The sequence below is a fragment of the Paenibacillus sp. J22R67 genome, from assembly GCF_059692175.1.
In genome coordinates, this window is record NZ_JCAUAX010000004.1 from 554,056 (window position 1) to 568,193 (window position 14,138).

Annotated in this window: 9 protein-coding genes; 8 read left to right on the top strand and 1 reads right to left on the bottom strand. The window is 44.2% G+C overall.

Going from position 1 to position 14,138, the window contains the following annotated elements; genetic code table 11:
- The first annotated feature begins 55 nt into the window (after positions 1–55).
- Positions 56–919, top strand: a complete 864-nt coding sequence (locus AC58VC_RS18785) for a GNAT family N-acetyltransferase (protein ID WP_497370349.1) — start codon at positions 56–58, stop codon at positions 917–919.
- Positions 920–991: 72 nt separating this feature from the next.
- On the opposite strand, the gene AC58VC_RS18790 is transcribed toward AC58VC_RS18785, so the two are convergent.
- Entirely contained in the window at positions 992–2,548 is a 1,557-nt protein-coding gene (locus AC58VC_RS18790) for a GGDEF domain-containing protein (protein ID WP_497370350.1), read from the bottom strand.
- A 100-nt stretch (positions 2,549–2,648) separates the two neighbouring features.
- On the opposite strand from AC58VC_RS18790, the gene AC58VC_RS18795 reads away from it, so the two are divergent.
- The 7 genes from AC58VC_RS18795 (at position 2,649) to AC58VC_RS18825 (ending at position 14,086) form a co-directional block, all read left to right on the top strand.
- Positions 2,649–4,439 (top strand): sensor histidine kinase, encoded by a 1,791-nt coding sequence (locus AC58VC_RS18795; protein ID WP_497370351.1) that lies wholly within the window; start codon positions 2,649–2,651, stop codon positions 4,437–4,439.
- Positions 4,436–5,500: a response regulator transcription factor gene (locus AC58VC_RS18800; protein WP_497370352.1), complete on the top strand. Its 1,065-nt coding sequence runs from the start codon at positions 4,436–4,438 to the stop codon at positions 5,498–5,500. The genes AC58VC_RS18795 and AC58VC_RS18800 overlap by 4 nt, the downstream gene beginning before the upstream one ends.
- Positions 5,501–5,629: 129 nt before the next feature.
- Positions 5,630–6,931: an ABC transporter substrate-binding protein gene (locus tag AC58VC_RS18805; protein ID WP_497370354.1), complete on the top strand. Its 1,302-nt coding sequence runs from the start codon at positions 5,630–5,632 to the stop codon at positions 6,929–6,931.
- Positions 6,932–7,076: 145 nt separating this feature from the next.
- Positions 7,077–7,898, top strand: coding sequence for a carbohydrate ABC transporter permease (locus tag AC58VC_RS18810; protein ID WP_497370589.1), 822 nt, complete (start codon positions 7,077–7,079; stop codon positions 7,896–7,898).
- A complete protein-coding gene (locus AC58VC_RS18815; RefSeq protein ID WP_497370355.1) occupies positions 7,895–8,719 on the top strand; it encodes a carbohydrate ABC transporter permease in 825 nt (274 codons plus the stop codon). The genes AC58VC_RS18810 and AC58VC_RS18815 overlap by 4 nt, the downstream gene beginning before the upstream one ends.
- Before the next feature lie 247 nt (positions 8,720–8,966).
- Positions 8,967–10,949 (top strand): efflux RND transporter periplasmic adaptor subunit, encoded by a 1,983-nt coding sequence (locus AC58VC_RS18820; RefSeq protein ID WP_497370356.1) that lies wholly within the window; start codon positions 8,967–8,969, stop codon positions 10,947–10,949.
- On the top strand, positions 10,946–14,086 hold the full coding sequence (locus tag AC58VC_RS18825; protein ID WP_497370357.1) for an efflux RND transporter permease subunit: 3,141 nt from the start codon (positions 10,946–10,948) through the stop codon (positions 14,084–14,086). Before AC58VC_RS18820 ends, AC58VC_RS18825 begins: the two co-directional genes overlap by 4 nt.
- Positions 14,087–14,138 lie beyond the last annotated feature (52 nt).

The following is a 14,138-nucleotide window of genomic DNA, read 5'->3' on the forward strand; positions in this document are numbered from 1 at the left end:
TGGCCTTAAAGAACTAGGTGGAGCAGATCCAATTTAACTATAGCTATACTATCCATTGATCTCGAGATCAACTTCACGGTATGGTGGAGATGAGCTCATTATCATCGTGAGAGGTGTGGTCAGGTTGTTGATTAAGGAATGCGGCATGTATGAAATACAGCATCTCATGCAAGAGTATGTTCGTACTCTATCTTCCCCCTTTGATGATTTTTTGGAGGAGCATATTCTCAGCTCTACTTTTTATTTGTTCCTAGATGAGTCAGAAGAAGTCGGCTATTCGGCCATTCACAACAATCAGCTGCTTACTCAGTTTTTCATTCGACCATTTTATCAGAAGTATGGCCAAGAGCTTTTGGATCAAATGATTGCAAAGCATGCAATAACGTCCCTATTCGTTCCAACCTGTGATGAACAATTCGTAAGTCTGGCCTTAGATAAAGACTTTACCATCACGAAACAGGCCTATTTTTTTCAAGATACTCGGATGACTATAGCCGTGGATAACGAAATGGAGGGTGGTATTTTTGCCCTTGCTACTCTGGATGACCTTCTACAAATCCAGCAGATTTGCGGTGATTTTCTCGACCACTATACAAGAAGGATTGAGAACGGAGAATTATTCACTTATTATCGAGGGGCAGACTTGCTTGGCATCGGTGTTCTTGGAAAAAGCCGTATGCTCGCGGGAATGGCGAGTATAGGCATGTTTACCAATGAATCCTATAGAAAACAAGGCATTGGGCGAAGCATTATTTTGAAATTGAAAGCGTGGTGTTACGACCACGATTTAACACCAATCTGCGGATGCTGGTATTACAATGAAGCATCCAAACGGACTTTAGAAAGTGCGGGGATGTTTACCAAAACCAGATTGTTGAACGTAAAGGTGACGAAGACATCAGAGTACACAACGAATTAAATAGCGGCAGCCAAGGACTATATGTTCAGTCCAAGGCTGCCGCTATTTATTTTCCCGAGCCCGTCTAATAGCTTAGGTGGAAACCCCATTTTTCCTTGCCCGTTTCATGGTATACATAGCTTCATCCGCGGTTTTCAGTAGTGAGGCGATGTCCGTCGCATCTCTAGGGTATTGGCTGACTCCGGCACTAAATGAAATCGGAATTTCAATCCCTTTATACATAAAAGGGGTCTTCAGTAAGAGTGACAACCGCGTATCGACTACACGGTCCAACTCGCTATTTTCATCCATAGAGGAGATGATCCAGACGAATTCGTCTCCCCCAATCCGTCCTATCAAATCATCAGGTTGGGAGCCATTGTCCAACATATGTGCAATATGCTTCAGATAAAGATCACCAACGTAATGCCCAAATCTATCGTTAATCGGTTTGAAATTATCCAGGTCGATTAATATAAGAGCAAAACTTTCGCGACGTGTTATCTTTTCTTGCAACAGCTCGTGGAGGGCAGCGCGATTATATAGATCTGTAAGTGAATCATGGTGTGCTAAATACTTGTAACTTTGTTCTGATTTCAATAATTTACGTTCCGCAACCTTGAGAGAAGTAACATCAGTTAGATGCATCACAAATAGCTTCTCGTCGGTTTCTTCGATCAATTCAAGGCCCATAACCAGATCCAAATCGCCTTTATTCGGATTATGCAGTTGAGCCTCCCACTGGGCATCATTTTCTTGTTGAACCAGGGCCATCATATCCACTACGGGCAAGTTATCTTCAAACTGGAAATAGCTCATAATATGATGAACAGGGATCCCTTCAAACCATTGTTTGGCCCTTGGATTCATTTCTTTAATGTCTCCCTTTTGGTCCAGAAGCAGAATGGCGGTTGGTGCAGATTTGAAAAGAATATGAAAGAGCTTGCGGTAATCCGGCATAATATCATATTTACCAACCAAATGACGGAGGGCAATAGCCCATAGCAAATAGCCGATAAAAAATAGGATCATGGCATTCCGTGATGTTACTACTTTCGATTGTAAGATAGATGTAACAAACACAAACCAGGCAAATAGCAAAAATAAGCTGAGAAGCAGTGAACGCAAAACCTGTCGATGCTTTACTACCTTCACACGATACCAAGAAACAGCGAGGATGATCACCGAAAGCAGGATATATCCTGCTACAAAGAGAACCGTTACTAGTAGAAATAGTGGATCAAGAGGACTTCGTCCATCCGTCACAGCCGCATTAAATAATTCCCGATGATCTTTGGTAATTAAAAATACAAGCCATAGGACATAAGGTGCTGCGTAAATGAAAGGCAAGAATCGCTTGAAAGACGAAGTCGCAGGGCTTCCGATGAGTATACTGAGATGGACCAAGCAGCATATAACAAGCAGGAGCATCGGACTATTTCCATAGAGAACAATCTGCATCTGATATTGCGGCAGTAAAGATGTTTTAATATATTCTCCTAGAAAATAAAACTGAAAAGCAAGCATGAGGAGAGCCGCAATTCGGTTCAACATGCTCTTCATATTTCGATGAATTAAGGTTACTGCCATGTAGAAAAAGAAAAAAGTGGGGAGCAAAATCGTTAAGAAGTCCATGAAAAGTTCATTCATTTAGATTATACCTTATCGTGATCGCGTAGTTGAGTTTCCACTCTCACATTAGCATGAATTTTACTTGCGATGCAATAACCAAACAGGAGGAATAAATAAGGTGGAAATTAGGAATATGACTCGGCGCTTTCAGTTTCCTGTTCAAATGAGTATGAGATACAAGCTTATGATTCTGATGGTAATAATCGCTGTTCTGCCGTTAACTTTAGTGACTATCTTTGCCGCAAAGACCACGAAGCAATCATTAAGTCTGGAAATCATACGTTCTAACGAGTCGAGAATGGACTGGGCGGCCAAATATTTCGATGAAAAATTTAGCCAGTTGCATTCGGTAGCGTATTCCCTTCTTATGGATAACAACTTATTTCCGAATTCCAATGGCGAAGCTGTGAGCACTGGTAACGTTCTGGATACAGGAAAACTGTATATGGATGAGAAGCTCAGATCCCTGTATGTTGCGAACAATACGAATATTGCCTCGATTTCTCTGTATCTGAATGCCAAGCAGCGTATGTATATCGTCGATAAGGATGCCGTTCGATCAACAGATCAAAGGATTGATCTCTTCGGGGAAGAGGGAGAATCTGCAAATAACCATCAGACTGTCAATAAAATTGTAAAATCCACACACAATAATTTTAAATTGGTGCGCAGCATGAATCGCTTTGAAGATCATGAGATTCTCGGTGGCGTGTTTATTGAAGCGAGATGGAATATGATGGATAACGTCATCAACATGATCCATTCGGAGCCGAATAGCCAAGTGCTTGTTTTGGATGCGCAAGGAAACATCATGTACAATCCTTACCCCGTACAAACGATGATGGACCAGGAGATGCTGGAAACGGCGATACACAGTCCTATGGAGCCTGGCTATATCGAATCCAAGCAAGGTATTCTATTTTACCAGCCAGTCGTATCGGCCAATCTATGGATCGTGAAATTTATTCCCATTAGCTACGTGAATGAAGGCGCTTCCACGACGCTAAGCTTTAGCTTTTATACAGCTATGGTCTCTGTTCTTCTCGCTATTATTCTTTCCGTTCTAATTGCGTATTTCACGACGAAACCGATTATTCGACTGACGAGGTCGATGAAGGCCGTGGAGCATCTAAATTTCAATGTGGGTGTCGACAAGGTACGAAGCGATGAGATTGGTACGCTAGAGAGACGGTTCAATTCTATGCTGCAAAAAATTAAAGAGCTGGTTCAAATTGAGTATAAAAGTAAAATCGAGAAGAGGACTGCGCAGCTGAAAGCGATGCAGGCGCAGATTAATCCGCATTTTCTATATAATGCACTGCAATCCATTGGCGGGGTTGCTCTCTCACGAAACGCACCAGAAATTTATGAGTATGTCAGAGCGCTTAGTGAACTATTTCGTTACACGATCAAAATGAAATCAGATCTCGTTACTGTGGCCGATGAAATCGAACATGTTACTAACTATTTGCATATTCAAAAACTGCGCTTTCAGGACACGATTCATATTCAAATTGACATCGAAGAAGACTGCGGAATTTACGAGCTTCCCAAATTCATACTCCAGCCTATTGTAGAGAATTGTTTCGTCCATGGTTTGGAAGGCCAGATGGGGCAGTGGATGATAACGATCAGGGTGGAGAAAATGATGGATGAAATTGAGATTAGTATTGAAGATAACGGGCTAGGCATGGATGAGGTGCGTTTGGAGGAAATTAGGCGACAATTAAGCCGACCAGGGGAGGATCAGGTGATTGGGGAAAGCATGGGCATGAACAATGTGAATTCACGGATTAAGCTTATTTTTGGTCAGGAATACGGTATGTTTGTTACAAGCTCAAAAGGTATCGGGACGACGGTCAAAGTCGTTATCCCAACACTAATTAAAGGAGAGGAGCCTCTACAATGAAAGCTGTCATTATTGATGATGAGTTCTGGGTCCGCAACAGCATAAGGCATTTGGCAGATTGGGAGCGACTAGGCATCTCTCAGGTTGAGGAAGCAGAGGATGGGCTTAGTGGCCTATCTATCATAGCGCAGATACATCCGGAAATTGTCATTACAGATATGAAAATGAGGGGCATGGACGGAGCTCAGCTTCTGCAAAAAATAAGTGAGGACTATCCGTTTATCCGCAAAATTGTCATTAGTGGATTTGATGATTTTACCTATATGAAACAGGCGATTCTCTCCAAAGTGGATGAATATTTAATCAAGCCGATCAATCCGGAAGAGCTGAATAGAGCTTTGGAGAAAGCGGTGCGAGAACTGGGCGTAACACGGGGTATTCATGCGGCTAAACCGCTGGATAAGCAGTTATTAAAGATCATCACGGAGCTAAAGCACACTGTCACCAGACATTTTCAAGAGATGAACACGGAGGCCGTTAAGAAAAGCTTCAAACAGTTGGAGCAAACGTTGAGCGAGCAAAAAGGCTTGCAGCCTGGTCTGAATAATTCGCTATACAAGCAATTCATGCTGCTTTTGGAGGAGCAATGTGCTATTTCAGGAAGCGAATTAACATTGGAAGCTCAAGCTAGCGCCAATCATTTTTTTGTTACGGATGATACGCCGGTGTCCGAGTGGACGGAAGTTTTGACTATCACATATGTCGGGATCTTGGAAGCATTAATTCATCAAAGGAAAAACAAGAACCGCATTAATATCGACGAGATTCGGATGTATCTCGATCTTTCGTACGCAGAGCAAGTGAGTCTTGGAACTATTGCCAGTAAATTTTTTGTCAGCAAAGAGCATCTATCCCGTACTTTCAAACAAGAAATCGGTGTTACTGTCATGGATTATTTGATTGCGAAAAGGATGGAGAAAGCGCTTCTGCTTCTTCAGGACTCTTCCGTATCCATCAAAAGCGCCGCAGAAGCAGTCGGCTATTCAGATCTGACTTATTTTCACCGCATATTCAAAAAAATGACAGGAATGACGCCATCTCAGATTAGACAGGATGCTTAATGAGCTTAAGCCAGTTCAATGATATCAATATTGTCCAGTCAGAGACGCTTTTTCTGTCCAATGAATGGTGGCGCTTTCTTCAGTATACTAGGGTTCGTAAGCGTTACCATAACAAGGGGAGGCGACAAAATGAAAAAAGCATTTGTAATGATAGTAGCAATAGCGATGCTTGGTTCCACCGTGGCTTGTTCGTCCGGTCAAGGAACACCAAGCGCTGGGGAAAGCAGCAATTCTAAAAGTGAGGGTGCGCCTAAAAAAGTAGAATTGAAGGTGTTTCTTGGTGGCTTGGACCGTTTTCGTGATCAATTCGAGAAGTACTTCGCCGAATTCGCTAAGAAAGAAAAGAAAGAGAAAAATATCGAGGTTACGATCAACACCGAGTATCCAGGTTCCGATAATTCAACACAAATTTTGAAAACTCGCCTAGCAACTGGCGATGTACCGGATATATTCAGTCTGCATGCAGTGAACGACATTCCTGATTACTACAAAGCTGGTTATTTGGAGGATTTAACGAAACAACCGCTTTCCCCTAAGCTTATTGATGGCATCAAGTCACTCGTAACTATCGACAATAAAGTAGTAGCAGTTCCTATGGAAAGCTTGGCATGGGGGTACCTCTACAACAAAAAAATCTTCAAAGATCTAGGTATTAAACCACCGTCCACGCTAACGGAAATGAAGGCCGTCGTTCAAAAGTTAAATGACAATAAAATTAAGCCGTTTATGCTCAGCTACAAAGAAAGCTGGATTCCTCAGCTGTTCTTGCCTCTAACAATCGGTGGATTGGGCAACTCAACCCATAAGGATTTTATTGATAAAATGAATAAAAATCAAGGAAGTTTTGCAGAAGTGAAAGAGATGTTCGGGATTATTGATCTTGTTAACAGCAATGGAACCGACCGTGTATTCGAAGTAGGCAACGATGATGGAGCTGCTGATTTTGCTGCCGGCAAAGCGGCCATGTGGGTACAAGGACCATGGGATGCGGACAGCATATTGAAAGCTAATGATAAGTTCGAGTTTGGGGTTGCTCCACTTCCTATCAACGATGATCCTACGGCTACTCAAATCAACGTCTCCGTGTCAACTTCCTTAGCTCTGGCTTCCCAAGGCAAGAATAAGGAAGTTTCGGCAGATCTGCTCAATTTCATTCTAGATGATCAAGCGTCAAACGATCTGTATCAAGGATTGAAATTCAATCCAGTGTCCAAAAACCACACGTTTAAGCCTTATCCTTGGGTGGAGGACGCTTCCGTATTTGTAAACAAAGGGCAAGCCTATAAAGATCCGCAGATTCCAGCTGCCGTGAAGGATGAATCAGGCAAAGCGCTTCAAGCCTATTTTAACAAGAAAATGTCTGCAGATGATGTTATTAAGGATCTGGATAAAACCTGGAAAGATGCAAACGCGATAGCAAACAAAAAATAAAGTTCGGAAGACATATTGTGCTCTGCCCTGATCTTTGAAGGATGAAGGCAGAGCACGAGATTTTCCTAAGGAGTGAGCCCACGTGCTGAAACGCCTTGTCAAAGACCATACATCATTGATCTTGTTCGTGCTGCCCGCTTTTATCATGTATGTGACATTTCTTGTTATTCCGATGCTCCAGGGCTCGTACTACAGCTTTACGAACTGGGATGGCTTGAATAAACATTATAGTTTCGTTGGGCTAGAGAATTTCATTGAAGCCATTCGCGATGATGCGAACTTTCGATCGTCGATTCTATTCACGGCCAAATATGTCTTATTTGCTGTCGTTTTTCAGAACGCCATCGCATTGCTGCTTGCCCTAATGATTGAATCGCAAAGCAAAGGAAAAGGGTGGCTTCGAACCATCTTCTTCATGCCTAGCATGCTAAGTATTATCATAAGTACTTTCATGTGGGTGTTCGTATTTACAAAGGTCATGCCAGCATTGTCCAAGTATGCCGTTTTGAAATTTCTCGATATTTCCTGGCTAGGTGACCCTAACATTTCGTTCTACACCATCATGCTCGTTTCCGTTTGGGGCGGTATAGGAACTTTAATGATTATTTATATGTCTGCCATTCAAGGCATTCCCATGCATCTTAAAGAAGCGGCTATTATTGATGGCGCCAAGCCTTATCATATGCTGCGTTACATTACTTTGCCATTGATTGCGCATGCGCTCACGATCTGCATCTTTTTAACCTTGAACAACTCGTTTAAAGTGTACGACCTTATCTATGCTTTAACAGGCGGAGGTCCTGCTCGGGCTACGCAAGTTATCTCTATGAATATTCTGGAGGAGGCTTATCAGCGCAATTTCAGATATGGTTATGCCAGCGCGAAAGCGATTATTCTCTTCCTGATCATACTTGTCATTACGCTTATTCAAGTGACCGTCATGAAGAAGCGGGAGGTAGAGGCATGAACAAGCGGCAGTATTCAGGGCTGTCTCTATTGGCACTAAGCATCTTAGCGATTTTCTTCCTTTTTCCGATTTATATGGCCATACTGAATTCTTTCAAAACACAGGGAGAGATGTACAGCTCCGTTCTAGGCCTCCCAGTGAAGTTTCACATTGAAAACTATGTGCAAGCTTTTAGCAAGGCGAACATGCTCAAGAGCGGTTGGAATACAATTGTTGTAACCGTAACAGGTATTGTCGTCATCGTGTTATGCAGCTCTCTAGCAGGATACAAGCTCTCCCGAACGCCTGGGAAACTGAGCAATGTGATTTTCATGCTGTTCGTATCATCCATGCTGATCCCTTTTCAGACGATTATGGTTACTTTAACCAAGATGGCCAAATCGCTTGGGCTCCAAGGCTCCCCATTCGGTCTAGGCATTGTGTGTGCCGGCTTGGGTGTAAGTATGGCCGTGTTTCTGTACCACGGTTTCGTGAAGGGCATTCCACGGGAGTTAGATGAATCCGCGAAAATGGATGGATGCAGCGAAATTAAAACCTTTTTCATGATCATTTTACCGCTGCTGCTTCCGATTACATTTACAATTGGTATTTTGAATCTGTTGTGGCTATGGAACGATTTCCTACTGCCCGTACTGATGCTTACCGATTTCCGCCAATATACGTTAGTTTTGACAATTAATATGTTCTTCGGCAAGTATAGCCGAGAATGGTCGTTAATTCTGGCTTCATTGATCTTGTCGTCGATTCCGATTGTCGTCATATTTGCTGTATTTCAACGTTGGATTATCCAAGGAATTACAGATGGAGCGGTAAAAGGCTAACGGTATGACGTGAAGTGTGAGGAAGAATATTGAAAAAAATGTCGAATTTGATCGAATTTTATTGGAAAAACCACCCGATAAGGGTGGTTTTTTAGCTTTTTCAGGCCTATTCTCCTACGGAAATCGCGTGTTCTTCCTTGTTTTTACATATTCTTCACACTTTAATCACACTTCTATCATGAATGTCAAATATGGTGAGAGGGAGCATTTGCCCAAATGAAATGAATCAGACGGAGGTTTCCATCCCATGAGGAAGTACAGTTCACTCAAGAGTACCACAATCATCGCAGTCGTTACCGCGATAACCGTCACCATAGCGGGTTGCAGCACACCAGCAAGCACCGCTAAACCAGGGGCAAACGGACGAACGGGAACACGTCAGATGACAGTAGAAACACAAGTTGTTAAATTGTCGGACATCGGTGGCGGGCAAGTATTTACGGGCTCGATCACGCCGGCTTTCACTACGAATCTTTCTTCTAAAGTGAATGGCCGCATAACTTCCCTTGATGTTAATATCGGGGATAAGGTGCAAGTAGGACAGGCTTTAGCGCACATTGATACAACCGCGCTCCAGCAATCTGTCGAGCAGACCAAAAGCGATTATGCGTTAAGTCAAGTACAGTACAACAAGGTAGTGAATGATCAAGCGAATAGTTTAGCTTTAGCGCAGAAAACGCTAGCTGTTCAGCAAGCTGCATATGAGAAAACAATTAATGATCAGAAGAATGCCGTAGCTTTAGCGCAAACCCAATTAAATAATGCAATTACGACACAACAAAACTCTATTGAAACAGCTAAACAAGGAGTCTCTTCTGCACAGGTAGGCTTCAGTAAAGCACAAGCTGATGCTGCTACCGCAGTAACGGTTGCGCAGACGAACTTGAATTCACAGTTAGACAGCTTGTTAACAACACAAAATAACAATATAGATTCCTCTCAGCTTAGCGTGCAACAAGCTGTTGCTTCCTACAATACAGCTCTTCAATCCGGCAAAGACATTGACAGTGCTTTCGCCAAGCTGCAAACGACTCAGCTGGCGCTACAGCAAGCGCAGCAAGCTCAATATAAAGACACGCAGTCAGCGCAGCAATCGTTGACGAACTTGCAGAATGCGTTGTTGACTGCACAAAGCTCCCAAGCTGTGCAAGTTGCACAGGAGTCTTTGAATTCAGCATTATTAACACTTGCTAATACGCAAGCGACCGCTTCGGCTCAGCTTGATCTCAGTCGTACACAGCTAGCACAAACACAATCCTCACAGGATATTTCCAAAAACAGTGCGGAAGCTGCCCTCGAGCAATCTAAGCAAACGCTGAAAGCAGCGCAATCTACCGATTCCTTGCAAGTAAGTGCTGCTCAGCTTCAGCAAGCTGAAACGAGATTGAGCATCTTAAGCGAACAGCTTCAAGATGGTGTGTTGACGAGCCCTGTTGCAGGGATCGTAAGCGCAATTCTGGTACCAGTCGGACAGAATGCGGGCCAAGCTGCCGTTATGTCTATCTCTACGGTAGATCCAATATTGGCAACAGTCAACGTATCTGAAGCATCCATTGGTAAGATCAAAAACGGTTCCCCCATGTCGGTTAAAATCCCTACACTAAATAAATCGTTTGATGGAACGGTGTATACCGTTCATCCAACCATGGACCCTACTTCCAAATCTTTTCTGGTCGACATTAAAATTAATGATGATAATCATGAAGTACTACCTGGCATGTTTGCCGAATCCTCACTCAAAAGTGAAGGTAAACAATCCATTGTTGTACCTGCAGACGCCGTGCTCAGTCAACCAAGCGGTAATGCGGTATACATAGTTAAAGAGGGGAAAGCGTCGAAGGTACTTGTCAAAGTAGGTGTGATGACGAGTTCATCCTTTGAAATTATTAGCGGTCTGAAGGTTGGAGACGAGCTTGTCGTTAAAGGGCAAGAGCTGCTTTCGGATAACGTTCCGGTACAGATTAATCAACCAGGACAAGAAAATGGAGCAGGCAAAGGCCAGGGGCAAGCCGGTCAAGGCCAAGGCCAGAATAGAAATGGCGGTCAAGGCGGGCAAGGTGGTCAAGGCGGCGGTCAAGGTGGAGGTCAAGCTGGTCAAGGTCAAAGCAGAAGCGGCGGCCAAGGACAGAACGGACAAGGCACCCCAGGCAAGGGAGCTGATCCTTCAGGAGCTAAGCCAAGCGGCAATGGCGCTGAAACAGCAACTCCGAAAGCGGGGGCTGGACAGTGAAATTAGCTAATTTCTCCGTTCATCGTCCTGTCACCATCTTAATGATCATGATTTCGCTCGTGATCGTGGGCTCGATTGCGATTCCACTACTGCCAGTGGATCTTTACCCGAACCTGGAAATTCCGTCAGCGACCGTATCGGTCTCTTGGAGCGGTGCATCACCAGGACAGATTGAACAACAAATTACGAAGCCGATTGAGAATGCGATGGCTACCGTCACAGGGGTAACGAGTATATCTTCTAACTCACGTACGGGTTCAAGTAACGTTACACTACAATTTAATTATGGAACGAATATTGATCAGGCAACATTAACCATGAGGGACAAATTAGATCGTGTCCGAAGGCAGCTTCCAGCGGATGCGGATGCCCCAGTCGTTTCTCGTGTTGATCCGAACAGTACACCGATCATGACTCTAGCCCTGTATGGTAAAACAGACCTGGTCACACTGCGCGACATCGCTGACAATATTGTGAGTCCTGATGTTCAGCGTTCCGATGGCGTTGCCTCGGTTGGCGTCACTGGCGGACGTGTAAGACAAATACAAATTCTCGTAGAACCAAGTCGCTTGCAGCAATACAATATCTCATTCAGTACCTTGGTTTCAGCACTTGGTAATGATAATTCTTCCACGGACGCTGGACTTGTCAATAAAGGCAGTCAACTGGTGCCCTTACATATTGACGGAGAATTTAAGTCGACAGCTGATATCGGCAAAGTACAAGTACAGCTGGGGCGTGGACAAACGATCGCTTTAAGCGAACTCGGCAAAATTATAGACACTTATCAAGATGTTACGCTAGAAGCGCGTAAAGACGGAGAAGTCAGTGTTTCTCTCTCTGTCCTGAAGCAATCAGACGGCAACACGGTCTCCGTGTCTAGCAACATTCAGAAGTCGCTTCAAGACATTCAGTCCAAGCTTCCAGAAGGTATGCATATCGCGGTACTGAATGATTCTGCCAAGTTTATTCGCGATTCCTTACGTACCGTTGTTGAGCATACTTTGCTCGGAGGCGTGTTCTCGGTCATCATCCTGTTGTTCTTCTTGCGAAGTGTAAGGGCGACCCTAATTATCGGCGTCGTTATTCCGATTTCTATCATAAGCACATTCAGTATGATGTATTTCGGTCATCAAACGATTAATACCATCACGCTCGGTGGGTTGGCACTTGGTCTCGGTTCACTCGTAGACTTCGCGGTCGTTGTCTTGGAAAGTATTTTCCGTAAACGACACGAAGGCTTGTCTCCTGAAGAAGCCGCAAAAGTGGGAACTGCCGAGGTAGGTACAGCGGTTATGGCCTCGGCGTTGGCACAAATTGCGGTTTTTGCGCCGACGGCTTTCATTAGCGGCTTAGTCAAACAATTTTTCTGGCCGATGGCACTAGTTGTTTGTTTCTCTCATATAGCCGCATGGTTTGCAGCTGTTACTTTGGTGCCTATGCTGGCAGCGAAAATTTTGCGTCGCAAGGTCGATGAAGAGCTGCCAACCGGTAGAAGCTTTAATCCTTTCGTTTGGTTCGGTAGAGGTATGGAGTCTATCACTCATGTGTACGGCAAGCTGCTCCGGTGGTCTATGCTGCATCGTTGGGTCATTATCGCGGTTACCGTTCTGTTATTCGCTGCCAGCGTGTACTCGGTTCGTTTTGTAGGCAGTGAATTAACACCCAAAACAGATCAAGGGCAAGTCAATTTAAATATTAATCTGCCGCAAGGGACAGATTTCGCCGTGACGAATCAAGTGGCTACTACGCTGGAGACGAGATTGAAAGATGTGCCGGAAATCGACACCGTCTTTACTTCAGTCGGATCGGCCGGTGGCGGTGCCTTTCAGTCAGCGGCAACGAATACGGGCAGCATTCAAATTAGATTAAAACCGCTCGCCGAAAGAACGAAAAGTACCGATCAAGTTGCCGAACAAATCCGGGCGCTCACAACAGGCTTTGCGGGAGCACAAATTGGTGTAAGTGTTCCAGCGGGTGTACGTCTGCCAGGCCTTGGCGGTAACTTTGGTGGCGGTGACATTCAAGTTAATTTATCCGGACCGGATTTAGCCGTCTTACAGAAGCTGGGCGATCTCGTCGCACAGGAAATCACTTCTGTAGAAGGCACACGAAATGTGCAAAATACGTTAGATCGTTCGATTCCGCAGTTCAACTTAACGATCGATCGTGATGCAGCAGCTCACTACGGTGTTTCGTTGCGAGATGTGATGACTGCTTTGCGTACAGCTTATCAGGGAAGTGTGGCTACACAGTTTAAAACAGCAAGTTCACAGATTTCTGTTCTCGTGAAGTATCCGAATGATTTTACGAACAAGCTGGAGAATTTCAACAATGTGACGATTAATACGGCAAGTGGTGCGATTGTCCCTGTTAGTCTCATTGCGAAGGTTGAACCGGGTACAGGTCCTGCGCAAATTCGCAGACAAGATCAGAACCGTGTAGCGACAGTGCAAGCTTCCATATTTGGAGCTTCCGTTGGTGAGGTATCGGCCGAAGTCAAACAGAAAATTGATGCCATTCAACCACCAGATGGTTATCAAGTAACGATGGGCGGCCAGCAGGCTAGTCAGAATGACTCTTTTAAAAGCCTGTACTTAGTGCTTATTCTGTCCGTTGCCTTGGTGTACATGGTTATGGCAAGTCAATTTGAATCGTTATATGGCCCATTTATCATCATGTTCTCCCTACCGCCAACTTTCATTGGCGCCATACTGGGGCTTTTGGTCACACATCGAACGATTAATATGAATTCGATCATTGGAATGATTATGCTCGTGGGAATTGTCGTTAATAATGCCATTGTTTTAATCGATTATACGAATCAATTGCGAGCCAAAGGTATGCCGTTATTCGATGCTCTGATTGAAGCGGGCAAAGTGCGCTTGCGGCCAATCTTGATGACTACAGCGACTACGGTCCTTGCGATGGTACCGCTTGTTATCGGGTTTGGCGAAGGAGCGGAGACGCAGGCATCCATGGCAACCGTTGTAGCATTTGGTTTGACCTTATCCACATTAGTCACTCTAGTATTGATTCCTGTTGTTTATACATTGCTGGATAGTTGGAAAGATGGCATCACGAAAAGATTTAAACGCAAACCAGCAATTGCCCAAGAGCAAGGGACTACAGCTTAGTTATAGGGGTTTACGAAGATAGCTTCCTTATGGAAAGCTTTAAGGAGAAGGA

What these genes read in the sequence shown, in the direction of transcription:
- AC58VC_RS18820 (WP_497370356.1), top strand. Translation starts at nt 8,967, where the DNA reads ATGAGGAAGTACAGTTCACTCAAGAGTACCACAATCATCGCAGTCGTT.
- AC58VC_RS18790 (WP_497370350.1), bottom strand. Translation starts at nt 2,548, where the DNA reads ATGAATGAACTTTTCATGGACTTCTTAACGATTTTGCTCCCCACTTTT.
- AC58VC_RS18810 (WP_497370589.1), top strand. Translation starts at nt 7,077, where the DNA reads ATGTATGTGACATTTCTTGTTATTCCGATGCTCCAGGGCTCGTACTAC.
- AC58VC_RS18805 (WP_497370354.1), top strand. Translation starts at nt 5,630, where the DNA reads ATGAAAAAAGCATTTGTAATGATAGTAGCAATAGCGATGCTTGGTTCC.
- AC58VC_RS18815 (WP_497370355.1), top strand. Translation starts at nt 7,895, where the DNA reads ATGAACAAGCGGCAGTATTCAGGGCTGTCTCTATTGGCACTAAGCATC.
- AC58VC_RS18800 (WP_497370352.1), top strand. Translation starts at nt 4,436, where the DNA reads ATGAAAGCTGTCATTATTGATGATGAGTTCTGGGTCCGCAACAGCATA.